General features: G+C 69.1%; 26 protein-coding genes. 17 read left to right on the top strand and 9 right to left on the bottom strand.

The features are described 5' to 3' along the window. Nucleotides 1-25 precede the first annotated feature (25 nt). Nucleotides 26-820 carry a Ku protein gene (locus HMPREF0321_RS02615; protein WP_006944046.1) on the top strand — a complete coding sequence of 265 codons (795 nt, stop codon included), beginning with the start codon at nucleotides 26-28 and terminating at the stop codon, nucleotides 818-820. Between the two features lie 39 nt (nucleotides 821-859). Next, a complete protein-coding gene (locus HMPREF0321_RS02610; RefSeq protein WP_006943948.1) occupies nucleotides 860-1,366 on the top strand; it encodes a DinB family protein in 507 nt (168 codons plus the stop codon). Between the two features lie 72 nt (nucleotides 1,367-1,438). Here HMPREF0321_RS02610 and HMPREF0321_RS14620 read toward each other — a convergent pair whose 3' ends face one another. Next, on the bottom strand, nucleotides 1,439-2,893 hold the full coding sequence (locus HMPREF0321_RS14620) for a hypothetical protein (protein WP_006943936.1): 1,455 nt from the start codon (nucleotides 2,891-2,893) through the stop codon (nucleotides 1,439-1,441). A 249-nt stretch (nucleotides 2,894-3,142) separates the two neighbouring features. Here HMPREF0321_RS14620 and HMPREF0321_RS02600 point away from each other — a divergent pair, with 249 nt between their 5' ends. From HMPREF0321_RS02600 to HMPREF0321_RS02585, 4 genes are all read left to right on the top strand, one after another. Then, nucleotides 3,143-5,767: an ATP-dependent Clp protease ATP-binding subunit gene (locus HMPREF0321_RS02600; RefSeq protein WP_006943950.1), complete on the top strand. Its 2,625-nt coding sequence runs from the start codon at nucleotides 3,143-3,145 to the stop codon at nucleotides 5,765-5,767. Between the two features lie 164 nt (nucleotides 5,768-5,931). Continuing rightward, entirely contained in the window at nucleotides 5,932-6,432 is a 501-nt protein-coding gene (locus tag HMPREF0321_RS02595; protein WP_038569464.1) for an amino-acid N-acetyltransferase, read from the top strand. A 157-nt stretch (nucleotides 6,433-6,589) separates the two neighbouring features. Next, the gene (locus HMPREF0321_RS02590; RefSeq protein WP_006943952.1) at nucleotides 6,590-8,044 is read left to right on the top strand and encodes a GntP family permease; all 1,455 of its coding nucleotides are present in this window, start codon (nucleotides 6,590-6,592) and stop codon (nucleotides 8,042-8,044) included. A 160-nt stretch (nucleotides 8,045-8,204) separates the two neighbouring features. Next, nucleotides 8,205-8,792: a gluconokinase gene (locus HMPREF0321_RS02585; RefSeq protein ID WP_006943996.1), complete on the top strand. Its 588-nt coding sequence runs from the start codon at nucleotides 8,205-8,207 to the stop codon at nucleotides 8,790-8,792. 41 nt (nucleotides 8,793-8,833) lie between these two features. On the opposite strand, the gene HMPREF0321_RS02580 is transcribed toward HMPREF0321_RS02585, so the two are convergent. From HMPREF0321_RS02580 to HMPREF0321_RS02550, 8 genes are all read right to left on the bottom strand, one after another. Beyond that, nucleotides 8,834-9,730, bottom strand: a complete 897-nt coding sequence (locus tag HMPREF0321_RS02580) for an A/G-specific adenine glycosylase (protein ID WP_006943954.1) — start codon at nucleotides 9,728-9,730, stop codon at nucleotides 8,834-8,836. Next, a complete protein-coding gene (disA, locus tag HMPREF0321_RS02575) occupies nucleotides 9,727-10,824 on the bottom strand; it encodes a DNA integrity scanning diadenylate cyclase DisA (protein WP_040014335.1) in 1,098 nt (365 codons plus the stop codon). Before disA ends, HMPREF0321_RS02580 begins: the two co-directional genes overlap by 4 nt. A 132-nt stretch (nucleotides 10,825-10,956) precedes the next feature. Continuing rightward, a complete protein-coding gene (locus HMPREF0321_RS02570) occupies nucleotides 10,957-11,802 on the bottom strand; it encodes a CoA ester lyase (protein ID WP_006943934.1) in 846 nt (281 codons plus the stop codon). A 358-nt stretch (nucleotides 11,803-12,160) separates the two neighbouring features. Next, a complete protein-coding gene (gene radA, locus HMPREF0321_RS02565) occupies nucleotides 12,161-13,540 on the bottom strand; it encodes a DNA repair protein RadA (protein WP_006943940.1) in 1,380 nt (459 codons plus the stop codon). Nucleotides 13,541-13,729: 189 nt separating this feature from the next. Next, a complete protein-coding gene (locus HMPREF0321_RS02560) occupies nucleotides 13,730-14,722 on the bottom strand; it encodes a phosphotransferase enzyme family protein (RefSeq protein ID WP_006943978.1) in 993 nt (330 codons plus the stop codon). A gap of 27 nt (nucleotides 14,723-14,749) precedes the next feature. Next, nucleotides 14,750-14,842 carry a toxin-antitoxin system HicB family antitoxin gene (locus tag HMPREF0321_RS16925; protein ID WP_255569631.1) on the bottom strand — a complete coding sequence of 31 codons (93 nt, stop codon included), beginning with the start codon at nucleotides 14,840-14,842 and terminating at the stop codon, nucleotides 14,750-14,752. Further along, nucleotides 14,843-15,088: a hypothetical protein gene (locus tag HMPREF0321_RS02555; protein WP_006943984.1), complete on the bottom strand. Its 246-nt coding sequence runs from the start codon at nucleotides 15,086-15,088 to the stop codon at nucleotides 14,843-14,845. A gap of 160 nt (nucleotides 15,089-15,248) precedes the next feature. Then, entirely contained in the window at nucleotides 15,249-16,100 is an 852-nt protein-coding gene (locus tag HMPREF0321_RS02550; protein WP_006944013.1) for a hypothetical protein, read from the bottom strand. Nucleotides 16,101-16,188: 88 nt separating this feature from the next. Here HMPREF0321_RS02550 and HMPREF0321_RS02545 point away from each other — a divergent pair, with 88 nt between their 5' ends. The 11 genes from HMPREF0321_RS02545 to hemA all read left to right on the top strand — a co-directional run. Next, a complete protein-coding gene (locus HMPREF0321_RS02545; protein ID WP_006944001.1) occupies nucleotides 16,189-17,040 on the top strand; it encodes a hypothetical protein in 852 nt (283 codons plus the stop codon). Between the two features lie 18 nt (nucleotides 17,041-17,058). Continuing rightward, on the top strand, nucleotides 17,059-17,982 hold the full coding sequence (locus tag HMPREF0321_RS02540) for a Ppx/GppA phosphatase family protein (protein ID WP_006944028.1): 924 nt from the start codon (nucleotides 17,059-17,061) through the stop codon (nucleotides 17,980-17,982). Next, a complete protein-coding gene (locus HMPREF0321_RS02535; protein ID WP_006944003.1) occupies nucleotides 17,979-18,785 on the top strand; it encodes a sugar phosphate isomerase/epimerase in 807 nt (268 codons plus the stop codon). The genes HMPREF0321_RS02540 and HMPREF0321_RS02535 overlap by 4 nt, the downstream gene beginning before the upstream one ends. Before the next feature lie 92 nt (nucleotides 18,786-18,877). Then, nucleotides 18,878-19,822 carry a hypothetical protein gene (locus HMPREF0321_RS02530; protein WP_139023531.1) on the top strand — a complete coding sequence of 315 codons (945 nt, stop codon included), beginning with the start codon at nucleotides 18,878-18,880 and terminating at the stop codon, nucleotides 19,820-19,822. Nucleotide 19,823: 1 nt separating this feature from the next. After that, nucleotides 19,824-20,633, top strand: coding sequence for a pyrroline-5-carboxylate reductase (gene proC / locus HMPREF0321_RS02525; protein ID WP_006943993.1), 810 nt, complete (start codon nucleotides 19,824-19,826; stop codon nucleotides 20,631-20,633). Between the two features lie 265 nt (nucleotides 20,634-20,898). Beyond that, the gene (locus HMPREF0321_RS02520) at nucleotides 20,899-21,456 is read left to right on the top strand and encodes a GNAT family N-acetyltransferase (protein WP_006943987.1); all 558 of its coding nucleotides are present in this window, start codon (nucleotides 20,899-20,901) and stop codon (nucleotides 21,454-21,456) included. Between the two features lie 4 nt (nucleotides 21,457-21,460). Next, nucleotides 21,461-22,657, top strand: a complete 1,197-nt coding sequence (locus HMPREF0321_RS02515) for an acetoin utilization protein AcuC (RefSeq protein ID WP_006943961.1) — start codon at nucleotides 21,461-21,463, stop codon at nucleotides 22,655-22,657. A gap of 236 nt (nucleotides 22,658-22,893) precedes the next feature. After that, the gene (locus HMPREF0321_RS15315) at nucleotides 22,894-22,992 is read left to right on the top strand and encodes a 30S ribosomal protein bS22 (RefSeq protein WP_003792170.1); all 99 of its coding nucleotides are present in this window, start codon (nucleotides 22,894-22,896) and stop codon (nucleotides 22,990-22,992) included. 85 nt (nucleotides 22,993-23,077) lie between these two features. Continuing rightward, entirely contained in the window at nucleotides 23,078-23,380 is a 303-nt protein-coding gene (locus HMPREF0321_RS02510) for a glutaredoxin family protein (protein WP_006944000.1), read from the top strand. 196 nt (nucleotides 23,381-23,576) lie between these two features. After that, entirely contained in the window at nucleotides 23,577-24,251 is a 675-nt protein-coding gene (locus HMPREF0321_RS02505) for a redox-sensing transcriptional repressor Rex (protein ID WP_006943965.1), read from the top strand. Then, nucleotides 24,248-24,919 (top strand): glutamyl-tRNA reductase (gene hemA, locus HMPREF0321_RS02500; protein WP_006943985.1); only part of this gene is annotated, 672 nt, incomplete at its 3' end. The genes HMPREF0321_RS02505 and hemA, both read left to right, overlap by 4 nt.

The raw sequence follows: 24,919 nt of genomic DNA, 5'->3' as shown, positions 1-24,919 counted from the left end.
CACGAGCGAGAAGGGCGCGAAGGGCATGCGAGCGATCTGGAAGGGTGCCGTCAGTTTCGGCCTCGTCAACGTGCCGGTACGCGTGTACTCGGCGACGGAGAATCACGACGTGCAGTTCCGTCAGGTGCACGAGAAGGACGGCGGACGCATCAAGTACCAGCGTGTCTGCTCGATCGACGGCGAGCAGGTCGCCTACAGCGACATCGCGAAGGGGTACGAGACGCCCGAGGGGCAGATGGTCGTGCTGACGGACGCAGACCTTGCCGACCTGCCGCTCGTCACGAGCAAGGAGATCGCCGTCGACCGGTTCGTGCCGGCCGAGCAGATCAGCCCGCTCGTGCTCGACAAGGTCTACTACCTCGAGCCCGACAAGGCGGCACTCAAGCCGTACGCCCTGCTGCGTAGCGCGCTCGAGGAGAGCGGGCGCGTCGCCGTCGTCACGGTGTCGTTGCGCACGCGCGTGACGGTGGCCGTCCTGCGCGTCGAGGGCAAGGCCATCGTCCTGCAGACGTTGCTGTGGCCCGACGAGGTGCGCGAGCCCGACTTCGCCGTCCTCGAGGCGAAGGCGGAGGTGACGGATTCGGAGCAGGCGATGGCGGCGATGCTCGTCGAGTCGTTGTCGGGTGACTTCGACCCCGAGGCGTACGAGGACACCTACGAGCAGGCCGTGCGCGAGGTCGTCGAGGCCAAGCTCGCGGGCGGCGAGGTCAAGGAACCCGAAGACAAGCCGGAGGAGAGCGCCGAGGTCGTCGACCTGCTCGCCGCCCTGCAGGCCAGCGTCGACCGGGCCAAGAAAGCACGCGGCGAAGCAGCGAGCTGACGCGCTCAGCCGCGCTGGGCGCCGTGTGATACTCGGACGATGATGGCGAACCCCGACGCGCCCGACGTCTACGACGCTTCGTTCGAGCAGCAGATCGGGGTGTTCATCGACCAGCACCGTGCCATGATCGCTACGTCCCTCGACGGGTTGAGCGAGGCCGAGGCCCGACGTCGGCTCGTCCCGTCGACGACGACGCTGCTCGGCCTGGTGAAGCACGCGACGTTCGTCGAACGGGTCTGGTTCGAGGAGGCCCGTACAGGGCGCAGCCGTGCAGAACTCGGCCTGCAGCCCGGGCCCGACGAGTCGTTCGACCTGACGGACGCCGACACGTCGGCGTCTGTGCTCGACGTTTTCGCTCGCGCCTGCGAACGATCGCGACGCGCCGTGGACGGGGTGGGCGGAGACACCATCTGGTCAGGAAACCGGCGCGGCCCGTTGAGCGTTCGCTGGATCCTGCTCCACGTGCTTCGCGAGCATGCCCAGCACTGCGGGCACGCCGACATCCTGCGCGAACAGGTCCTCATGGAACGTAGCCGCTCGAGGTGATCGCCTCGGCGCCCCGGCTGTTGGCGGCGCCGGCCATGTCGATCGGCGCGGAACGCCCCAGCGGGGCAGGTGTCAGCGGATGACGCGGACGACGCGGTTCGTCAGCAGGTCGTGGGCCGCACGTCTGACGAGCGCGTTGGCATCCGGGTGCTCGCCGAGGGTGGCGGTGCAGACGTCGACGAGGTCAGCCAGCGAGCGGGGGCCGTCGAGCAGCGTCAGGTGGATGACGGCGCCGAGACCGTGCAGGTGCGCGGGCGTCGAGCCGATGAGCGTCAGCACCTCGAGCGCGTCCTCGTCGACGAGGGCGTCGACGAAGGGTGCGAGCGTCAGAACGGTGTCGTTGGTCAGGGCCTCGGCGCTGTCCGCAGGGCTCGCGACGGGATCCTCGCGCGTGGCGAAGGCGCGATCATCGTCGCCATCGCCGGCCGTGACGTCGGCATCCAGCGTCGCCGACGCGAGCGGCAGGTAGGGGTCGACGTCGGGCTGCTGCGTCCACCACGTGCCGGGCACGTGACGCCAGAACGGCTCCTGCGGCGCCAGCGTGAACACGTCGCGCAAGAGGGGGAGCGTGTCGGCGATCTCGCGATAACGCAGACGTTGGACGCCGCCGCCGGCGAAGGCTATCCGGGCGAGCAGGTCGAGGCAACCGTCGATCTGCGGCATCGCCGACGACTGCGGCAGGATGAGCGTCAACGCCTCGAACAGCGGCATCTCGCTCAGCTCGGCCTCGCCGGGCTCGTGAGTGCTGGCGCTGTTGTCGTCCTCGGCATCGATACGGTCGGGCGCGGCGCGCGTGGCGTCAGCTTCCGCATCGCCGCCGTTGACGCTCTCGTCAGGGCGGGCGTCGTCACGAATGCGGTCGAGCAGGACGAGCGGCCCGAGCCGCAACGCGCCGTCACGAGGCGGCGCCATGTCGAGGTCGTCGGGGCAGTGCTGCGTCTTGACGCCGGAGACACCCGGGTTGACGAGCACCGACAGCGGCTTGGGGTAGGGCATGACGTCGCGGCGGTCGTTGAAGATGAGCGTCTCGTCGGTGACGTAGCCGTAGCCGTGCGTGCAGTAGTGCTGCGTCGCCGTCGTCTTGCCGGTGCCCGACGCTGCGAACAGACCGGCAACGACGCCCGTGTCGGGGTCGCAGACTCCACCGGCGTGGAGCATGACAAACTCGCCCGCACGCGCCGAGATGGCGCGGCCGGTGAGCGTCGTCGTCAACGTGTAGTCGCCGGTGTCGGAGCCGCTGCCGGGGGCGTCATCGATTCGATCGACGGTGATCGTCTTTGCGATGTCGACCGGCTCGACCTCAGCCGTCCCGGCTGCTCGCAAGCCTGCAGCGCTCTCGCTGCCGACCGAACTGCCACCCCGACCCACCCGATGTGGCGCGCTCGGCAAGGGCGCGATCGTGCGCTGTGACGGCGCGTCCGGGCGGCACCAGTGCCACTGACGCGCGACGGCGTCACGACGCTCGGGCTGCACGTTCACCGCGAAGTCGAGGCCGAAGACGCGAAGCTCGAGGGGGCCGTCAGTCATGTGTCCAGCCTATCCGTGACGACCGTCATGGGTGGGGCAGACCCACGAGGGCATGCGCCCCTGCCGACCGGGATCGGGGCGCGAGGTTCCGCCCTGGGCGAACGCAGCAGCCAAACGCGCCCGGAGCGGAACACGGCGGGCACACGCGGCGTTGGCACCTTCGAAGACCGGTGGTGGATGCGGCGTCACGCTGACGTCGTCACCCGCCCCGGCTAGCATCGTGTGAGATCTCGGCATCGAGGAGATGACATGTTCGAACGGTTCACCGACCGCGCCCGTCGGGTCGTGGTGCTCGCGCAAGAAGAAGCGCGCATGCTCAACCACAACTACATCGGCACGGAGCACATCCTCCTGGGCCTCATCCACGAAGGGGAGGGCGTCGCCGCGAAGGCGCTCGAATCCCTGGGTATCTCGCTGGACGCCGTCCGCGAGCAGGTTCAGGAGATCATCGGCCAGGGGCAGCAGACGCAGTCCGGCCACATTCCCTTCACGCCGCGCGCGAAGAAGGTTCTCGAGCTGTCCCTGCGCGAGGGGCTGCAGCTCGGTCACAGCTACATCGGCACCGAGCACATCCTGCTCGGCCTGATCCGCGAGGGTGAGGGCGTCGCCGCGCAGGTGCTCGTCAAGCTCGGCGCAGACCTGTCGACGGTGCGCACCACCGTCATCCAGCTCCTGTCCGGATACCAGGGCAAGGGCGAGCCGCAGGCCGCGGGCGTCGGCGCGTCGTCGTCGGGTGGCCCCGCCGAGGGCACCCCGGCCGGTTCGACGGTGCTCGACCAGTTCGGTCGCAACCTCACGCAGGCTGCCCGTGAGGGCAAGCTCGACCCGGTCATCGGGCGTGAGAAGGAGATCGAGCGCGTCATGCAGGTGCTGTCGCGCCGTACCAAGAACAACCCGGTGCTCATCGGTGAGCCCGGCGTCGGCAAGACGGCCGTCGTCGAGGGTCTTGCCGCTGACATCGTCGCGGGTGACGTGCCCGAGACGCTCAAGGACAAGCACCTCTACACCCTCGACCTGGGCTCGCTCGTCGCCGGTTCGCGCTACCGCGGTGACTTCGAGGAGCGCCTCAAGAAGGTGCTCAAGGAGATCCGCACGCGTGGCGACATCATCCTGTTCATCGACGAGATCCACAGCCTCGTCGGTGCCGGTGCGGCCGAGGGTGCCATCGACGCTGCCTCGATCCTGAAGCCGATGTTGGCTCGTGGCGAGCTGCAGACGATCGGTGCGACGACGCTCGATGAGTACCGCAAGCACATCGAGAAGGACGCGGCGCTCGAGCGCCGGTTCCAGCCGATCCAGGTCAACGAGCCGACGATCCCGCAGGCCATCGAGATCCTCAAGGGCCTGCGCGACCGCTACGAGGCGCACCACCGCGTCACGATCACGGACGCCGCGCTCGTCGGGGCCGTCAACATGGCCGACCGGTACATCACCGATCGCTTCCTGCCGGACAAGGCGATCGACCTCATCGATGAGGCGGGCGCGCGTCTGCGCATCCGTCGCATGACGGCTCCGCCGGAGCTGCGCGAGTTCGACGAGAAGATCGTTCACGTGCGTCGTGAGAAGGAATCGGCCATCGACAGCCAGGACTTCGAGAAGGCCGCTGCCCTGCGTGACGACGAGCGCAAGCTCGTCGAGGAGAAGGAGGCCAAGGAGAAGGAGTGGAAGGCCGGCGACGTCGACCTCGCCGCCGTCCTCGACGAGGAGCTCGTCGCAGAGGTTCTCGCCGCGTCGACCGGTATCCCCGTGTTCAAGCTGACGGAGGAGGAGTCCTCGCGTCTGCTGCGCATGGAGGACGAGCTGCACAAGCGCGTCATCGGCAACGACGACGCCATCAAGGCGCTGTCGCAGGCCATCCGACGCACGCGTGCGGGCCTCAAGGACCCGCGCCGTCCCGGTGGTTCGTTCATCTTCGCCGGCCCGACGGGTGTCGGCAAGACGGAGCTCGCCAAGTCGCTCGCCGAGTTCCTCTTCGGTGACGAGGACGCGCTCATCACGCTCGACATGTCCGAGTACGCGGAGAAGCACACCGTCTCGCGTCTGTTCGGTTCGCCCCCCGGCTACGTCGGCTACGAAGAGGGTGGCCAGCTGACGGAGAAGGTGCGTCGCAAGCCGTTCTCGGTCGTGCTGTTCGACGAGGTGGAGAAGGCTCACGCCGACATCTTCAACTCGCTGCTGCAGATCCTGGAGGACGGCCGCCTGACCGACAGCCAGGGCCGCGTCGTCGACTTCAAGAACACCGTCATCATCATGACGACGAACCTCGGCACGCGCGACATCGCGAAGGGCGTCTCCCTCGGCTTCGCCGCGGGCAACGACCAGCGCAGCAACTACGACCGGATGAAGGCGAAGGTCGGCGAGGAGCTCAAGCAGCACTTCCGTCCCGAGTTCCTCAACCGTGTCGACGACACGATCGTGTTCCCGCAGCTGTCGCAGGCCGAGATCGTCGAGATCGTCGACCTCATGGTCGCGAAGCTCGACGAGCGCCTCAAGGATCAGGACATGGCGATCGAGCTCACGCAGGGCGCGAAGGATCTGCTCGCAAAGCGCGGGTACGACCCGGCTCTCGGTGCACGTCCGCTGCGTCGCACGATCCAGCGCGAGATCGAGGACCAGCTGTCCGAGAAGATCCTCTTCGGCGAGATCTCGAAGGGCGACCTCGTGCTCGTCGACGTCGAGGGCGAAGGCAAGGAGGCGACGTTCACGTTCTCCGGCACGCCGATCTCGCTGTCGAAGCACACGCGGGCGTCTGACAAGGTCGACACCGACATGAAGGGCGCGACGCCGAGCAGTGACGACCTGTCGGGTCCGATCGACTTCGGTGGCGCCGTCGGCGGTGGTCCCGGTGGCGGCGAAGGCGCTGCCGCGGTCTGATCGACGTTCCGACCGTGTCTGATGCGCGGTGACCTGTGCGGTGCGGCCCGCCTCCCTGGGGGGAGGCGGGCCGCACCGTCGTGTTCTCGTCGGGTGGGCTTGACGGGGTTCGTCAGCTGGGACGCGCGGCTGCGGCCCCGAAGCGAGTGCCTAGGGTGGAGTGCATGAGTTCCGTCGTGCTTCGCCGTGCCCGCGCCGCCGATGTGCGAGGCATCCGACGGCTCGTGACGCCGTACGTGGAGTCGAAGGCGATCGTCGACAAACCGGCCGTCAGCTACTACGAGAACCTGAGCGAGTTCATCGTCGCCGAGCTCGACGACGACATCGTCGGATGCGGTGCGCTGCACGTCATGTGGGAGGACGTCGCGGAGGTGCGAACGCTCGCCGTGTCCGGCGACGTCCGCGGCCACGGCGTCGGAGGGCGCCTGCTCGACGCCCTCATCCACCAGGCGCGTATCATCGGCGTCGACCGCGTGTTCTGCCTGACGTTCGAGACCGCCTTCTTCGCGCGCCACGGGTTCGTCGAGATCGAAGGCATCCCGATCGAGCGAACCGTCTACGACGAACTGCTGCAGTCGTACGACGAAGGTGTCGCCGAATTCCTCGACCTCGACCGCGTCAAGCCCAACACCCTCGGCAACACGCGCATGCTGCTGACGCTCTGACGCTCGGAAGAGCGCGGTTGAGCAAAACGTTTGTTGTCCATTCGTCAGCCGATGCAGAGGTGCATGCATGGGCTCGACGACTACTGTGAGCCGGTTGGCCGTTCTTGGACGAGTGGCCGCGCCTCATTGACCACCCATCAGGGAAGGGCCATCGCACATGGTTCACCTTCTTGCAGCGGACGCGACCGGGCCGATCTCCCACGCGTCGTCCGGGCAACTCACCCTCGCGGCGCTCGCCGGCATCGCCGTCGTCGTCCTCGCGATCAGCGCGTTCAAGCTCCACCCGTTCCTCGGCCTCATCCTCGGCAGCGCGGCGCTCGCCGCCGTCGCCCAGGTGCCAGGCAAGCCCGCCGTCGACAGCTTCACGACCGGTTTCGGCAAGACCGCCGGCTCCGTCGGTCTGCTCGTCGCCCTCGGTGCGATGATCGGTCAGCTGCTCGCCGACTCCGGCGGCGGCAACGCGATCGTCGACAAGCTCGTCGGCGGCGTCAAGGCCGCCGCACTGCCGTGGATGATGGCGCTCGTCGCCGCGATCATCGGCCTGCCGATGTTCTTCGAGATCGGCGTCGTCCTGCTCATCCCGATCGTCCTGTCGGTCGCGCGCCGCACGAAGCAGCCGGTGCTGCTCATCGGCATCCCGGCCCTCGCCGGCCTGTCGGTGCTCCACGGTTTCGTGCCGCCGCACCCCGGCCCCGCCGCCGCGATCGAGGCCGTCCACGCCAACACCGGCCGCACCCTGCTGTTCGGCATCATCGCCGCCATCCCGACGCTCATCGTCGCCGGCCCGCTGCTCGGGCGCCTCGTCGCGCGTCTCGTGCCCGTCGATGCTCCTGCGGCGCTCGCTGCCGACGGCTCGGTCCGCGACGCGGGTTCGGGCGCGCATGGCGGTGGCGAGCACGACGGCGCCACCGCCGTCGACGCGAAGAACGACACGACGCCCACGCGTCGCCCGTCGTTCGGTGCAGCGATCACGTGCATCCTGCTGCCCGTCGTCCTCATGCTCATCTCGGCCATCGCCGAGATCGCCGGCATGAAGAAGGGCACGGCGCTGTCCGTCATCGAGTTCCTCGGCAACCCGCCGGTCGCGCTGTTCATCTCGACCATGGTCGCGATGATCCTGCTCGGCGAGGGCGCCGGCCTGTCGATCGCGAAGACGAACGGCATCATGAGCGCGGGCCTGCCCGCCGTCGCCGGCATCATCCTCATCGTCGCCGCCGGTGGTGGCTTCAAGACGCTCCTCGTCGACGCGGGCGTCGGCAACGTCATCAAGGACTGGGCCGACGGCAGCAACTTCTCGCCGCTGCTGCTCGCGTGGCTCGTCGCCGTCGGCATCCGTCTCGCGACGGGTTCGGCGACGGTCGCGACGATCACCGCGGCCGGCATCGTCGCGCCGATGGTGGCGCACCTCGACTCCAACCAGCTGGCCCTCGTCGTGCTTGCCATCGGCGCGGGTTCGCTGTTCTTCAGCCACGTCAACGACGCCGGGTTCTGGCTCGTCAAGGAGTACTTCGGTCTCAGCGTCGTGCAGACGCTCAAGTCGTGGTCGCTCATGGAGACGGTGATCTCCGTCGTCGGTTTCGCCTGCGTCTGGATCCTGCACCTCATCGTCTGAGACGCAGGGCGCTCGCACTCACCGAACCCCCTTACGCGCAGATGCACCCGGGTGCATCTGCGCGCAAGGGGGTTCGTCGTCCAGGGGGACCGATGTCCGCGAACGGGCCGGTGGCCAGAGCCAGTTCTCGGGTGAAGAATCGAACGTTAGGGTGAAAAGCATGAGCACACAACCGCAGTCCCAGTTCGTCATCGTCATGGGCGTCTCGGGCTCGGGAAAGACGACCGTCGCGACGGGTCTCGCCGACGCCATGGGGTGGACGTACGTCGAGGGCGACGACCTGCACCCGCAGGCCAACGTCGAGAAGATGCGCGCCGGCATCCCGCTGACGGACGAGGACCGCTGGCCGTGGCTGACGAAGATCGGCGAGTGGATCGACGAGCACGAGAGCCTCGGCAAGAGCGCCGTCATCACGTGCAGTGCGCTCAAGCGCAGCTACCGTGAGCTGCTCCGCGAGGGGCGCCCGACGGTGTCGTTCTGCCACGTCGACGTCTCGCGCGAGCAGCTCGAACAGCGTCTCGCCGAGCGCAAGGGCCACTACATGCCGGCGTCCCTGCTGCAGAGCCAGCTCGACACGCTCGAGCCGCTGCAGGCTGACGAGCCGGGCATCGTCGTCGAGGCGAAGGGTGGGCAGGAAGCGGTTCTCGCCGAGGTGATGGAATCGCTCCACCTCCACGCGCCGGCCAACTCCGAGGCTGCGTACGTGAAGCCGACGGAGGCCGGGCCGCACGCCGATCACGCGAGCTGACGCTTCACTGACCGACCGACATCGTCGTCTGAGGGGGTGGCTCAGCGGTGGCCGGGCAGCGCGAACAGCTCGTCGTCGATGGGGTCGACGAGACCGTCCGTGATGAGCGATGAGAGGCAGCGCTCACGCTGGGCGTCGTCGTCCCAGGCCTCGTCGAGGCGGGCGCGTTCGACGGGGCCGTGCGCCTCGCGCAGCACCGCGAGCAGCTTGCCGCGCACCATCCGATCGGTGCCGGCCCAGGCCTGCCCGCGCCGGGCGGGGCCGTCGTAGACGGGCGCGCCCGCGAGCTGCCAGGCGCAGGCGTCGATGATCGGGCAGGTACCGCAGGCGGGGGCCTTCGCGGTGCACACGACCGCTCCGAACTCCATCGACGCGGCGTTCCACAGCACGTGATCGTCCTGCGGCAGCAGCAGCGCGGCGAGTCGGCGTTCTGCGGCGCTCAGGTTGGGTCGGGGAAACTCGACGCCGGTCACCGTACGCGCCTCGACGCGTCGGATGTTCGTGTCGATGACGGTGACGCGCTCACCGAACGCGAACGACGCGACAGCCGCTGCCGTGTACTCGCCGACGCCGGGCAGCGCGAGCAGCTCGTCGTGCGTCGACGGCACCTCGCCGCCGTGCCGTTCGACCATCGTGACGGCGGCGTCGTGCAGCCGCAGGGCACGACGCGGGTAGCCGAGGCGGCCCCAGTGACGGACGGCCTCACCTGGCGCGGCGGCCGCCAGGTCCGACGGGGTGGGCCAGCGCTCGAGCCATTCCTGCCAGATCGGAGCCACGCGCGCGACGGGCGTCTGCTGGCTCATGACCTCGGACAGGAAGATGCCCCACGGCGTCGTGTCGGGGGAGCGCCATGGCAGCGGGCGCGCGGCATCGAGGAACCAGGCGTTGAGACGTGCGACGAGGTCGTCGCGACGCTCCTCGGGCAGCGGCGTGCTCACACGTAGCGTTCGAGGATGCTGCTCTCCGCCAGGCGCGAGAGACCCTCGCGGACCGCACGGGCACGCGATTCGCCGACGCCGTCGACGGTGAGCAGGTCGTCGAAGTCGGCGGCGAGCAGGGATTGCAGGCTGCCGAAGTGGTCGACGAGGCGATCGATGATGGCGGCGGGCAGGCGCGGCACCTTCGACAGCAGGCGGTAGCCGCGCGGAGTGACGAGGGCGTCGAGCGCGTCACCCGCGACGGGGAAGCCGACCGCGCGCGCGTTGGCGCTGACGTCGATGAGGTCGTCGTTGCTCAGCGAGGCGAGGTTCGCGTCGGCCTGTTCGAGCGGGTAGCCGTCGCGTGCGGATTCCAGGTAGTCACGGATGACGAGTTCACGGTCGTTGCCGAGGGCGCCGATGAGTTCCTGCAGCTGCAGGTCGATGAGGCGTCCGTCGGTGCCGAGTTCGACGACGTAGGAGGAGATCTCCTCGCTGATGCGCCGCACCATCTCGAGGCGCTGCAGCACCTGGGCGACGTCACGCACCGTCACCAAGTCTTCGATCTCGAGAGCGGAGAGGGAGCCAGTGACCTCGTCGAGGCGCTTCTTGTACCGCTCGAGCGTCTGCAGCGCCTGCCCGGCGCGCGACAGGATCGCGGGCGAGCCCTCGAGCACGTGACGCATGCCGCCGACGTACACGGCGATGATCTGCATCGACTGGCTGACGGAGATGACGGGGAAACCGGTCTGCTTCGCGACACGTTCGGCCGTGCGGTGACGGGTGCCGGACTCGCGCGTCTCGATGCTCGAATCGGGGACGAACTGGATCGCCGCACCGATGATCTTCTCCAGGTCGGAGCTGACGACGATGCCGCCGTCCATCTTCGCGAGTTCGCGCAGGCGCGTCGCGGAGAAGTCGATGTTGATCGGGAAGCCGCCCGTCGAGATCTTGTCGACGACGTCGTCGTGCCCGACGACGATGAGCGCTCCGGTGCGCCCGCGCAGGATGCGTTCGAGCGCGTCACGCAGTTCGGTGCCGGGAGCGATGACGGCGAGGGTCTCCCAGAGCAGGGCCTCGTTGGATCGCTCAGTCACACTTGCCTCTTTTGCCATGACCCACCTGCTCGTCTCGTTCCTCACCCACCGTGAACTCTACTGACTGCGGGTGCGGGCGAGCACGCGCCGACACCACATCGTGACGTGGCGGCCCGCACCCACCCGCTCAGGTGTCGCGATGTCTGCTGATCAGACCGTCCAGAGCCCGTAGGACTCACCGAGATTGCGGATCTTCTGCGCTCGTGCCAGGCGCGGCGCGTAGCTGCCGTCGCGCGTACCGCCGCCGTGCTCGTGCGAGTCGAGCAGTTCGGCGGCCCACTCGATCTCGGAGTGGCTGGGGGACAGGCCACGGTTGATCGGGTCGGTCTGGTCGATGCGCAGCGTCAGCTTGCCCGTCATGCCCATGTTCTGGGTGACCTTGCACGCCTCGAGCAGCTCGTCCTCGGAGTCGGTGAGGGTCGGGCCGTCGATCGGGCCGGGCAGCTGGCCGACGCGGGAGGCGACGACGAGCTTGGAGCGTGCGTACGCGAGCGCCATCGGGTCGGCGCCCGCGCCGGTGTCGCGGCGGAAGTCGCCGACACCGAACGCGAGGCGGAAGGTGCCCGGGGCGGACGCGATCGACGTTGCGTTCTCGATGCCGATGGCCGACTCGACGAGCGCGAGGACCGGGGTTCCCGGGTTGAGGCGCATCGCCGTCAGCGTGACGTGCTCGGGCTTCTCCGTCTTCGCGAGCATGACGCCGCGCAGGCCGGGGATGCCGTGGAGGGCGTTGAGGTCGTCCTCCCAGAACTCGGTGTTGATGTCGTTGATGCGCACCCAACCGGTCGCGCCGTCCTCGAGGGCCTTGACGACGTTGTCGCGCGCCGTGGACTTGTCGGCCGCAGGCGCGGCATCCTCGATGTCGAAGATGACGGAATCGGCCTCGGAGGCGAGGGCCGCGTCGAAGAGTTCGGGCTTCATGGCGCTGGCGAGCAGCCAGCTACGGGACAGCTGCGCGGGCAGAGCGGCAGCGCGGGCGTTACGTCCGGAAAACACGTCTGGTTCATCCTCAGGTCGTCGTCGTACTCGGCGCAGCCATGCGGCGCGCTCGATGCCTCTGGCACCTTAGTGCCGGGTTTGGGTTACTTCGCAGTACCGATTGCGGCCTGTGATGGTGGCCACACGTGGTGAGGGGTTGTCTTCCAGGTTAGGGAAACCGTGGCCGGGGTGGGTGGATGGATCACGTCGTGGTCGGTGGGGGTGCTGATGGTCGCCTGGGGTGTCTCGGGCGCGGTGGCGGGGCGGCTGCGTCACGTGGGTGAGGATGAGTCAGTCGTGACTGAATCGTCGGGACGTAAACGACTCAACTGGCAGGTGGGAATCCGGGCCCTCGGGGCATCGCTGACCGGGCCGCTCAATCACCTGATGCCGTTCCGACGGCACGCATCGCCGAGCCGAGGTCGGCGCACTCGGCGATTCGCATGCCCGCGGGGGCTTTCTCGGTGCCGAGCGACCCGGCAGGAATGATCGCCTTGTCGAACCCGATGCGCGCGGCCTCGGCGAGACGTCGCGCCACACCGCTGACGGCGCGGATGTCTCCCGAAAGTCCCACCTCGCCGACGGCGATGAGCCCCGCCGGCAGCGGTTTCTCCTGTGCCGAACTGAGCAGGGACAACGCGACGGCGAGGTCGGACGCCGGTTCGCTCAGCTTCGCGCCCCCGACCGTCGAGACGTAGCAGTCGGCACGGCTGACGGGGGCACCCGCGCGGCGTTCGAGGACGGCGAGGATCATCGCGGTCCTCGAGGAGTCGACCCCTGACGTCGTGCGGCGCGGCGAACCACCTGCCGACGGCGCGACGAGCGCCTGTACCTCCGTCACGAGTGGTCGGCGACCCTCGAGCGTCACCGTGACGCACGTACCCGCGACGGGCTTGTCGCGCGAGGTGAGGAACAGTGAGCTCGGGTCCGACAGACCCTGGATGCCGCCGTCGGACAGGTCGAAGCAACCGACCTCGTCGGTCGGCCCGTAGCGGTTCTTGACCGCGCGTACGAGCCGCAGACGCGAGTGACGTTCGCCCTCGAAGGTGATGACGACGTCGACGAGGTGCTCCAACAGACGGGGGCCGGCGATCGAACCGTCCTTCGTCACGTGCCCGACGAGCACCGTCGAGATGTTGCGGGCTTTCGCCACCTGGATGATGGCGGCCGCGACCTCGCGCACCTGCGAGACGTTGCCGGCCGAACCGTCGACCTCGGCGCTCGCGATCGTCTGCACGGAGTCGATGACGAGGAACGTCGGTTGGACCGCATCGATGTGCGCGAGCACGGTGGCGAGGTCGGTCTCGCTCGCGAGGTAGAGCGTGTCGGCGACGGCGTCCGTGCGGTCGGCGCGCAGACGCACCTGCGCCGCGGATTCCTCGCCGCTGACGTAGAGCACCTTCGTGTCAGCGCGTGCCGCGCGCGCGGCGACGTCGAGCAGCAGCGTCGACTTGCCGATGCCCGGCTCTCCCGCGACGAGCATGACGGCGCCCGGTACGAGGCCACCACCGAGGACGCGGTCGAACTCGCCGACCCCCGTCGTCGTGATGGAGGCTTTCGTCGCGTCGACCTCGCGGATCGGCTTCGCCGGGTTGGCGACCTTCGACGCCGCCTGCGTGCGCACGGCGACGGGCCCGCCGACCTCCTCGACGGTGCCCCACGCCTGACACTCACCACATCGCCCGACCCACTTGACCGTCTGCCACCCACACTCGGTGCAGCGGTACGTCGTTCGCTTCGAAGCCTTGCTCGCCATGGTCGAAACCCTAGACGTGAGCGCCGACAACCCCGGGATAGCGGGTAATCGTGCGCTCAGCCGCCCTCGGGAGCGTCCTTCGCCCCCTCAGCCACGGCCGTCGCGATGTTGTGTCATCAACGCGTGAAAACGGCGCGCGCTCATGACGCAAGATCGGCGAAAATCGAGGGATGACGGCACCCGGCCAGGTCAGCACTCGGTGTCGCGGGTCAGGCGGCGCGCCATCTCGTCGGTAGCCGCACCCCACCCTGTCGGATCGTCGCCGGCCGGAACCATGAGCAGCGACCACCACAGCGTCAGAAGGGGCCACCATCTCGACTCGTCCTCCGACAGTGCTCTGACGTCCTCATAGCCATCCTTGAAGGCTCGATGCACAGCGGGAGAGACCGGTTCCCAGCCGTGAAAGAGCGTGCCGAGCATGACGGCGGATCGCGCGAGTTCACCGACGGGGGAGTCGAAGCGCAACTCTTCGAAGTCGAGCACGGCCGTGATCTCACCGTCCCGCGTCAGGATGTTTGCCGACCGGTAGTCGCCGTGGACGAGATGTGCGGGCGGCTGGGCATCCGACACGTTCGCCAGCATGCGCACGAGAAGTCTCACCGCGTCAGCCGGCAGATGCTGCAGATCACCTGCAGCCCAGGCCTCGATGGATTCCTTCGACGAGAGGGCGGGCGTTCGTGGCCGCGGGAAATCAGCGGCGTCGTGGTAAGCGGCAAGGTCGGCGTGGAGTCGAGCCAGTGTGGCGCCTGCCTCACGGACGAGCTGCAGATCCCCGACGTCGAGGTGCTGGCCGGGCGCGACCCGCTGCACGCTGAGTGAGATGCCGTCGAGCTCGAGCTGAGTGCGGCCGTCCAGTGCGGCGACAGGTGCGGAGACAGGGTGCCCGCGATCGCCGAGCCATGTCGTCAGCCGCGCCGTGGCGGCCAGCCGCGCGAAGCGATCCGGCACCACGGACCACTTTGCGATGAACGGTTCGCCATCGCACGTGACCCACGCGAGAGCGTTGCCGTCACTGAGGATGATGCGGTCGCAGGCGTCAGGTGCCAGCGAGTACCGAGAAGAAAGCGCGCCCGCGACCCAGTTTGCCGCGGCACCTGCGGAGTCGAAGCCGAACCGTTCCGCGAGAACGACAGGCGGGTCGGCATCTTCCCAGAGCATCTCCACGGCCGGTTCAAGAGTCACCCCGGCAGTGCACCATGCCGCAGCTCGTCACGACGCCAGTTTGCTCACGACGTACTGGTTGAGGCTGACATTCTGTTGGGCCGGCTCCCGCGCCAGTCGACGGTGAAGCTCCTGCGGCAGTCAGACGTTGAACTTTCCCGAGTACGTCCGCCGCGAAAAAGGCAGCGGCGGTTCTTCACCCGACGCGCGCATGTCGGTCAGGACGTCGTCCACCAAGGTGGCGATGCCGGTGAGCGCAGCCGTCTGGGAGTCGGCCGGCCATGAGAGCGAGGGGAACTCGGCGCAGGTGGCGACGAACGCGCCATCAACCGATGACCAGACCACGCGGTAGTCGTACTCGGCGGCAGAGGGGGCGGTGGCGTTCACGGCACAGTGCTCCTCTGGGGCTTGACGGCGGCGTCGAGGGCTCGCTTCGCCCGTCGCCGCATCCCAATGTTTCCACGGTCACGGTATTGAACGCCAAGGGGTGTGAGCGGGCCATGCCTGCCGCCCCACCGAGCAGGGCATCCTCATGCACGACAGTGCGTCAGCGGCCCTGGGCCTCCAGCGTCGCGGGATGCACGTACAACGGCAGCAGGTCGCGTCCGGCAGGGGTGACGGCCAGCGCGGCAGCCGCTGCGAGGTGCGCCTCGCAGTACGTGACGAGCACGTCGTAGGCGGCCTGGCCCATGAGCTCGACCAATTCGGGTCGCTGCGAGACGTAGACCGGCTCGGCTCCCACGTGCGCCTCGGAGTTGCCCGAGCAGTACCAGTCGAGGTCGTGGCCGCCCGAACCCCATCCGCGACGGTCGTACTCGGCGATCGTCGTCTCGAGATACTCCTCACCGTCGGGCAGCGTCACGCGACGATACGAACGTCGGATCGGCAACTGCCAGCACACCTCGGGCTTGAGCGACCACGGCTCGACGCCCGTCGCCCACGCCTTCTGATGCAGCGCGCAACCCAGGCCGGGGCCGGCCGTCCTCACGTCGTCCGAACCCTCCACCGACGAGGTGACGTCACCGAATCCCGGCCGGTTCAAGAAGATGCAGGCACCCTCGACGACGCGCGTCTTGCGGTCGCCGTCCTCGTCGACCTCGACCCAGCCGTCAGCCGAGTGGCCCTCGTCGTAGAACTGCCATTCGTCGCGCGTCAACGTCTTCATGACCGACGCGGTGTGCGCCTCGTCCTCGTCGCCGGTGAAGTGCGCGCCGAGCACGCAGCATCCCAGGTCGGGCTTCGACGCATCGATGCCGCAGCATTCGTCGCCGAACGTGCACGTCCAGTTCGACGTCAACCACGTGAGGTCGCAGCGGTAGCGCTCGACGGCGTCCGCCTCGCTCGCCGGGTCGTCGAACTCGACCCAGGTGCGCGGTATCTCGAGATCGCATTCAGCCACGCCCGCGATGATAGGTGCTCGCCGCCCGGCGCGGGTATCGTCGAGGTTCCGCCGCAGACACCCGCGACGCCGACAGGGGAGGCCACGCATGACCTCGCGCACGAGCCTCGCTGCCGGCACCCTCGCACTCTCCCTGCTGACCGGGTGCAGCGCCCTCACGACGCGCAGCGCCTCGAACCCCACCTCGAGTTCGACGACGAGCCCCGCCACCACGCCCGCGGCCCGGATGGCGCAGAGCGGCATCGCCGAGAAGGCCGGGGCTACGCCGCGCACGCAGTCGAAGGGTGGCGCGATGATCGTCGCCGGTGCGCACGCCGTCATCCCCTCCGGCATCGTGACGGCGAGTGAGCGCGCCGTCTCCGCCGTGCGCGGCCTCGACCGTCACGCCTCTGCGAACCCGTTGCTCGTCGTCGTGCCGCGCGACGACGCCGACTTCAAGAAGTACACGGGCACCGAGCCGGGCAGCCAGCTCGCGAGCACGGTGACGCGCGGCGGCACGTTGCCGTTCGTCGTCGCCGCGCCGTGGACGGTGCGTCACGCGAACGACGTGACGGCCCGCGAGACGCTCGCACACGAGGCGTTCCACGCCCTCACGCTCGAGAAGCTGCGCGAGACGCGGCCGCTGTGGCTGCTCGAGGGGTGGGCCGAGTACGTCGGCCAGAAGCTCGTCCCGCAGGCGCCGCACAAGCGCACCGACATCCGTCCGCATCTGCCGAGCGACGAGGAACTGCGCGGCGCGAACGCCGCCGACGCGTACTACGTGGCGTTCACGTTCGCGCGTTTCCTGCGCGACACGTACGGCAACGGCGCCGTCATGGCGTTCTACACCGACGCCGTCACGACGACGACCGACATCGAGACCCTCGCGCAGCGGCACTTCCACAAGGGCCTCACCCAGCTGGAGACCGACTACGACGCCTGGTACCCCACGTTCCGCTGAGCCGGATACCCTGCGACCATGCGCCTCGGAGTCATCGACGTCGGTTCCAACACCGTGCACCTGCTCGTCGTCGATGCGCACCCCGGCGCCCAGCCGTTGCCCGCGATGTCGCACAAGCGCGTGCTGCGCCTGTCCGAACACGTCACCGCCGACGGCTTCATCGACGCATCCGGTATCGCCGATCTGACGCAGTTCGTCGGCGAATGCGTGACGATCGCCGAAGACACCGGCATCAGCGAACTCATGTCGTTCGTGACGTCCGCGGTGCGCGAGGCGCCCAACGGTCAGGCCGTCCTCGATCATGTGCGTGAGCACACCGGCCAGGAGCTGCGCGTGCTGACGGGCGAGGAGGAGGCGCGCGTGACGTTCCTCGCCGCGCGCCGCTGGTTCGGCTGGTCGAGCGGGCGACTGTTCGGCATCGACATCGGCGGCGGCTCGCTCGAACTCGCGACGGGTATCGACGAGACGCCCGACACCGCCGTCAGTCTGCCGCTGGGGGCCGGGCGCCTCACGCGTGAGCTGGCGGGCGATCCGCCGTCCGCGGAAGATCTGCGCGCCCTGCGCACGCGCGTGCGCGCCGAGATCGCCGGCGTCGCACGGGATCTGACGCGCTGGGGCACACCTGATCGCACCGTCGGCACGAGCAAGACGATCCGTTCCCTCGCGCGCCTGACGGGGGCCGCGCCGTCGAGCGACGGCCCGTTCGCGCCGCGCTCGCTCGCCCGCGCAGGCCTCAGTGACCTCGTCCCGCGACTCGCGGCGATGACGGCGACCGAACGCGCGCAGCTGCCCGGCGTCAGCGTCGAACGCAGCGCGCAGGTGCTCGCCGGTGCCGTCGTCATCGAGGCGACGATGGATCTGTTCGACGTCGACTCCCTCGACGTGTGCCCCTGGGCGTTGCGCGAGGGGCTCATCCTGCGCCGATTGGACGCGCTGGCGTGAGCATCCGCGTCGGTCTGTCCACCGCGTCGTGCTACCCGTTGAGCACGGCGGCGGCCTTCCGCATCGCAGCCGAACTCGGCTACGACGGCGTCGAGGTCATGGTCTGGACCGAACCGGCGAGCCAGGACGCGCGGGCCCTGCGCGAGCTGTCCGAACGTCACGGCGTGCCGATCCTGTCGATCCACGCCCCGACGCTGTTGCTCACGCAACGTGTCATGGGCAACGAGCCGTGGGGCAAGATCGACCGTTCCGTCGACCTCGCGCGCGACGTGGGAGCCGGCACGGTCGTCCTGCACCCGCCGTTCCGGTGGCAGAAGGAGTACGCGACGGGGTTCGTCGACGGCGTCGCGCAACGTGAGGCCCGCCACCCGGAGATCAAGCTCGCCGTCGAGAACATGTTCCCGTGGCGCGCTCGCGGACGCGAGGTGCAGGCGTACCTGCCCCACTGGGATCTGCGGCGCAACCACTACGCGCACACGACGCTCGACCTGTCGCACACGGCGACGTCCGGCAGCGACGCCATCGCCGTTGCCGAAGAACTCGGCGACCGCCTCAGCCACATCCACCTCGCCGACGGGCTCGGCTCCTACAAGGACGAGCACCTCGTTCCGGGGCGCGGCACGCAGCCGTGCGCGCAGATGCTCGAGATGCTCGCGCGTGACGAGTTCGGCGGCGACGTCGTCGTCGAGGTCGGCACGCGACGCCTGTCCGACGAAGACCGGCTCGTCGACCTCGCCGAGGCGCTCGCGTTCGCGCGGCTGCACCTCGCGATCGGGGCCGGACGCATCAGTTCGCCGTTCTGACGAACCCGCCCCGTGCAGCCGCGAGACGGTGTGCCGACGCACGGATGGGCCACGTAGGCTGGGTCGAAACGTCGACGAAGGAGGTGGCGCCGATGCCGAAGTACTCGTTCGGTCCGCGTCTGCCCGCAGCCACGTCGAAGGTCGTCTCGGCGGCGTCGCGTGGGCCGATCGCGCGCGCCGCGGCGAAGTCGCTCGTCGCCGGTGAGAGCATCGACGACGCCATCCGCCTCACCGACGAACTCACGAGCGCAGCAGCCGCCACTACCGCTGAAAGCCCCGACGAACATCCCCGTATCTCGTGGCGCCCGCTGCTCGTGCCGCCGGCGAGCACGGACGACCTGCTCACCGTCCAGGCCGACACGATCGGCGCAGTGAGCGCGCTCGCCGCGACCGGCGCGCCGTCACCGGATCTGACGATCGACGTCGGCACGTTCGGCGTCTTCGCCGATGACGTCTGGGGCGGCGTCCTCATCAACAGTCTGCGCGAGGTCGGGCAGGCCGCGCGCAACGCGGGGGTGACGCTGACGCTCACCGTCACCGACCCCCTCTACATCCAGGCCGTCTACGTGCTCGGCGACGAACTGCGCCAGGATTTTCCGGAGACCGGCATCGTGCTGCCCACCCGCCTGCGCGGCGCGTCCGACGACCTGAGCGACCTCGCCACGAACGGGCGTCGCGTGCGTCTGACGACGGAACGCCTCGACGCCGCGCTCGGCATGACATCGGCGCGCGAGAGCGGCAACGCGTTCGTCGATATCACGAAGGCGCTGCTCGACGCGCAGGCCGTCACGGCTTTCGACACCGACGACGCGCTGCTGCTCGACATCGCCGCCTCCCTCGTGCGCCGCCATGACGCGCAGGGCGCCGAGGTCGTCACCCCGCTCGGCGTCACGGCCCCGACCCACCACGATGACGCCTTCGCGCGCCGCGTCGTCGTCCCGTACGGCCCGATGTGGTCGACATACGTCGCGAGCGCGCTCGCGGGACGGCCGTCGTTGGCACTGACGCTGCCCAACCCCGTTCGACGCAGGAGATGACATGACGAAGTCCGCCCGCCGCATCGCGTTCATCGGCACCGGCAACATGAACGAGGCCGTCATGGCCGGCGCTCTCGCAGGCGGTTTCGACGCGGATGACGTCGTCGCCACGTCGCGTCGCGAGGAGCGTGGCGCGCAGTTGCGCGAGAAGTACGGCGTCGCAACGATGACGTCGAACCCCGACGCCGTCGCGAGCGCCGAGACGGTCGTGCTCGGCGTGAAGCCGTACCAGCTCGACGACGTGCTCGAGGAGATCGGCCCGCATCTCGCGGACGGCGCCGTCGTCGTCAGCCTCGCCGTGGGGCGATCGACCATCTCGCTCGAGGAGCACCTGCCCGACGGCGCCGCGGTCGTCCGCGTCATGCCGAACACTCCCGCGATGGTCGGGGCGGGCATGCACGCGGTGACGCCCGGCGCACACTGCGACGACGACCAGCTGGCGCGCGCGAAGACGCTCCTCGCCGCGTCGGGCGACGTCATCACGGTCGCCGAGAAGGACCACGACGCCGTGACGGCGGTCTCCGGCAGCGGCCCGGCGTACCTGTTCTACCTCGCCGACGCGATGATCGAGGCGGGCGTCCTGCTCGGCCTGCAGCGCGATGTCGCGCACCGGCTCGCCGTTCAGACGATCGTCGGCGCGGGCACGATGCTCGCGGAGTCGGGGGAGTCGCCCGTCCAGCTGCGCGAGAAGGTCTCGAGCCCCGGCGGGACCACGATCACGGCGCTCGCCGAACTCGACCAGCGGGCCGTGCGCGCGGCGATGGTGGCGGCGATGAAGGCCTGCCACGACAAGTCCGCGTCGATGGGTTGAGCTCGTAGGGCTCGATCGGCGGGAAGAACCAGCAGGGAAGAATCAACACGGCTGAATCAGTGGGGCGTGTCGTTCGTGCGACGCTTCGGCGCTTCCTCGACTCGCTTCCGTCCGCCCCTCGATCGCTCGTTCACCCGATGTTCACCCATCCAAGAACGTTGACGGGCAAGCAGATTGCGCGCCTCATCGCGGCCGCTGCCCCCGGCATCCGGCGCACGGCCCCCCCAGCGCCCATCGGCTCAGCCAAACGTGGTTCGATATGCGTATGACTGCGTTGACTGTACGAACCCTTGGCGAAGACGACTGGCAGATCTACCGCGACGTTCGCCTGAGCGCTCTCGAGGAGTCGCCCGAGGCCTTCGCGGCGTCGTCGTCCGCCGAGAAGCAGCTCGACGAGAGCGCGTGGCGTCGACGCATGGCGCGTGCGCGCCGCATCCTCGCGACCGACGAGAACGGCGACAAGGTCGGCGTCGTCTCGCTCCGCAGCGATGTGCGTGACGACGAGGAGTCGCCGTACGGCGAGCTGTTCGGCCTGTGGGTCACGCCCGACGCGCGTGGCACGGGCGTCGCCGTCGCGCTGCTCGAAGCTGTTCTCGAGCAGGCGCGCAAGGAGAACCTGGGCGCCGTCATCTACTGGGTCGGCACCGACAACGCGCGTGGTGTGGCGTTCGCGTCGAGCCGCGGTTTCCTGCCGACCGAGCACCGTCGTCCGATGAACCCGAACTCGTCCGACACCGAGTCCGAGGAAGAGGCTGCGTTCGTCTACCCGGTCGGTGCCGACGAGACCTCCATCCCGAGCGACGTCCTCGACGCGCGTCACTGACGTCATGCCCCACCCGACCCTCGTCATCTGGGACGCCGCGCTGACGCGGTACGACTTCGGTGAGGGTCACCCGATGAACCCTCTGCGGCTCGCGCTGACTGCGCGCCTCGCGGAGGGTCTCGGCGTTCTGGGGCATGTCGACGTCGAGGCGCCGCGCCTGCCCGACGGAAGCGACGAGTTCCTCCTCAGCGTCCACTCGCGCGCGTACGTCGACGCCGTCAAGGCCGCATCGGCGAACCCGGCGGACGCCGATACGTCGTTCGGTCTGGGCACGGAGGACGACCCGGCGTTCGTCGGCATGCACGACGTCTCCGCGCTCATCGCGGCCGGTACGCTGCGCGCCGTCCAGGCCGTGCACACCGGTGAGTACGAGCACGCGGTCAACTTCACCGGCGGCCTGCACCACGCGATGCCCGACGCGGCGAGCGGTTTCTGCATCTACAACGACGCGGCGATCGGCATCCAGTGGTTGCTCGATCAGGGCGTCGAGCGCGTCGCGTACGTCGACATCGACGTCCACCACGGCGACGGCGTCGAGAAGACGTTCTGGAACGACCCGCGCGTGCTGACGATCTCGATCCACGAGTCGGGCACCGTGCTGTTCCCCGGCACCGGCTTCGCCCGCGACTGCGGCGGGCCCGAGGCCGAGGGCATGGCCGTCAACGTGTCGCTGCCGCCCGGCACGGGCGACGCCGAGTGGCTGCGCGCGCTGCACGCCGTCGTCCACCCTGTCGTGACGGCCTTCGCGCCGCAGGTGCTCGTCACCCAGCACGGTTGCGACTCGCACTACTCCGACCCGCTCGCGCACATGGTGCTGACGGTCGACGCGCAGAAGATGGCGCATCAGTCGCTGCACGAGCTCGCGCACGACGTGTGCGACGGGCGCTGGGTCGCGCTCGGCGGCGGCGGGTACGAGCTCGTCGACGTCGTCCCGCGCTCGTGGACGCACCTGACGGCCATCGCCGCCGATCACCCGATCCCGCTCGAGACGCCGACGCCGGACGAGTGGCGCCGCCACGTCGAGGCCATCACGGGGCGCACGGCGCCGACGAAGATGGGTGACGGTGTCGCCGAGAACGACGACGTATGGTTCCAGTCGTGGGCCTCCGGCATGCATCCCGAGTCGCAGGTCGACCAGGCCGTCATGGCGACACGTGAAGCCGTCTTCCCGCATCATGGCCTCGACGTCTGGTTCGACTGACGTCCACCTTGCCCGGCAGTGACGACCCGTGGGCGATGGGCGCGAGCGCCACGACGGGACGTCGAAGCACTCGCCGGTGAACGGCGCGTCACCCCCACGAGTCGCGCAGCAAAACAGCAGACGATAGGATGGCTCAGATATTCCCGTGGCCGACCCACCTCGCGGTGGGGCAGGAACGCACCGGCGAATGTCGGCACGGGCATCGCCAAGGACAACAGGTAAGGAACGGTTCACTCATGGGCTCCGTCATCAAGAAGCGCCGCAAGCGCATGGCCAAGAAGAAGCACCGCAAGCTGCTTCGCAAGACGCGTCACCAGCGTCGCAACAAGAAGTGACCTGATCACTCTTGACGCTCCAGGTCCCTGCCGCCCCGCGGCAGGGGCCTGTTGCATGCTCGGGGCATGCTCCTAGGCTGATGCGATGAACGTCTCCCCGCTGCGACGCGCTCTCGGGCGCACCCCCGATGATGCTGTGAGAAGAATCACCCTCATCACCAAGCCCGGCTGCCACCTGTGCGACGACGCGCGCGCCGTCGTCGAGAAGGTCGCCGCCGAGACGGGCGCCGAGGTGGAGGAGATCAACATGCTCGAGCAGCCCGATCTCGTCGCGAAGTATGCCGAGCAGATCCCCGTCACGCTGGTCGACGGCAAGCAGCACGACTACTGGCGCGTCGACGAGGATCGGCTGCGCCGCGCCGTCACGGGCGGGCGTCGGCGGAGGTAGGGACCAAGGTCCCGTCGCGTCGAAATGGCCCTCATTCCGCGTCATCACGCGGACGTGAACGACGTCACGCCACTTTGTGCCTCGGTGCACAAGGTCTAAGCTCGGGGGGTCCCGCGAACGCCTGTGCGGGCGTTTGGTATACGCGCCCCGCACCGCGAAGTGAGCGCGTGAGCCCCGAGGAAAGGCCGTAGCTGCCGTGAGCACCGAGCACGTAGAGCGCCGGGAGATTCCCGACGCCACCGTGAATCGGCTACCGGTGTATCTACGCGTGCTCAACGAGCGCGCCGCGGTGGGGCAGGAGCGAATCTCCTCCGAGGCGCTCGCCGAGCAGGCCGGGGTCTCCTCCGCCAAGCTGCGCAAGGATCTGTCGGCCCTCGGCTCGTACGGCGTGCGCGGTGTCGGCTACGACATCGTCACCCTCGCCGACCACGTCGCCGGCGCTCTTGGCCTCGAGCGCGAGTGGTCCGTCGCCATCGTCGGCATGGGCAACCTCGGGCGTGCGCTCGCGACGTACGGCGGCATCGGCGTCAAGGGCTTCGACATCAAGTGGCTCATCGACGACGACCCGCGCGTCGTCGGCACGGACGTCGGCGGCCGCGTCATCGTCCCGTTCGAGGCGCTGCGACCCGAGCCGGGGGAGGGCGTCATCGGCATCATCGCGACGCCCGCCACCGCGGCGCAGCAGGTCGCCGACCGCCTCGTCGTCGCCGGTGTGCGCAGCATCCTCAACTTCGCCCCCACCGTCCTGACCGTGCCCGCCGACGTGCAGGTGCGCGGCGTCGACATGGCGGGCGAACTCCAGATCCTCGCGTTCCGTGAGCAGCACTCACGCCTCGCCCGCTCTCGCACCACGAAGGAGCTCCTGGCATGAGCGTCATCGTCCTCGGCCTGTCCCACCGCTCGGCGCCACTCGCCGTGCTGGAGCGCGCCTCTCTCGACCCCGCAGGTCAGCAGGCGCTGCTCGAGCGGCTGCTCGCGGGGGAGAACGTCGACGAGCCGATCGTGCTGTCGACGTGCAACCGCGTCGAGGTGTACGCCGATGCGACGACGTTCCACGGCGCCGTCACCGAGATCGGTGAGGCGCTCGCTGCCGCGACGGGTGTCGGCCTCGGCGAGCTGCGTGAACACCTCTATGTCCACTTCGACGAACGCGCCGTCGCGCACCTGTTCAACGTCGCCGCCGGCCTCGACTCACTCGCGGTGGGGGAGAGCCAGATCCTCGCCCAGCTGCGCGAGAGCCTGCGCGAGGGGCAGCGCTCCGGGCGCATCGGCCCCGTCATGTCGCGGCTCGTGCAGCAGGCGCTGCGCGTCGGCAAGCGCGTGCACTCCGAGACGGGCATCGACACCGTCAGCCGCTCCCTCGTCGAGCGCGCCCTCGACCTGTCGAGCAACATGCTCGGCGACCTGACGGGTGTGCGCGCCGTCGTCGTCGGGGCGGGCGCCATGAGCTCCCTCGCCACCCACACGCTCGTGCGTCACGGTCTTGGCGAGGTGACGGTCGTCAACCGCACGTTCGACGCCGCCCGCCGCCTCGCCGAC

Source organism: Dermacoccus sp. Ellin185, assembly GCF_000152185.1.
Lineage (GTDB): Bacteria > Actinomycetota > Actinomycetes > Actinomycetales > Dermatophilaceae > Dermacoccus > Dermacoccus nishinomiyaensis.
Note: the sequence above shows the minus strand (reverse complement) of the source record. Positions and strands in the feature narration are given on the sequence as shown.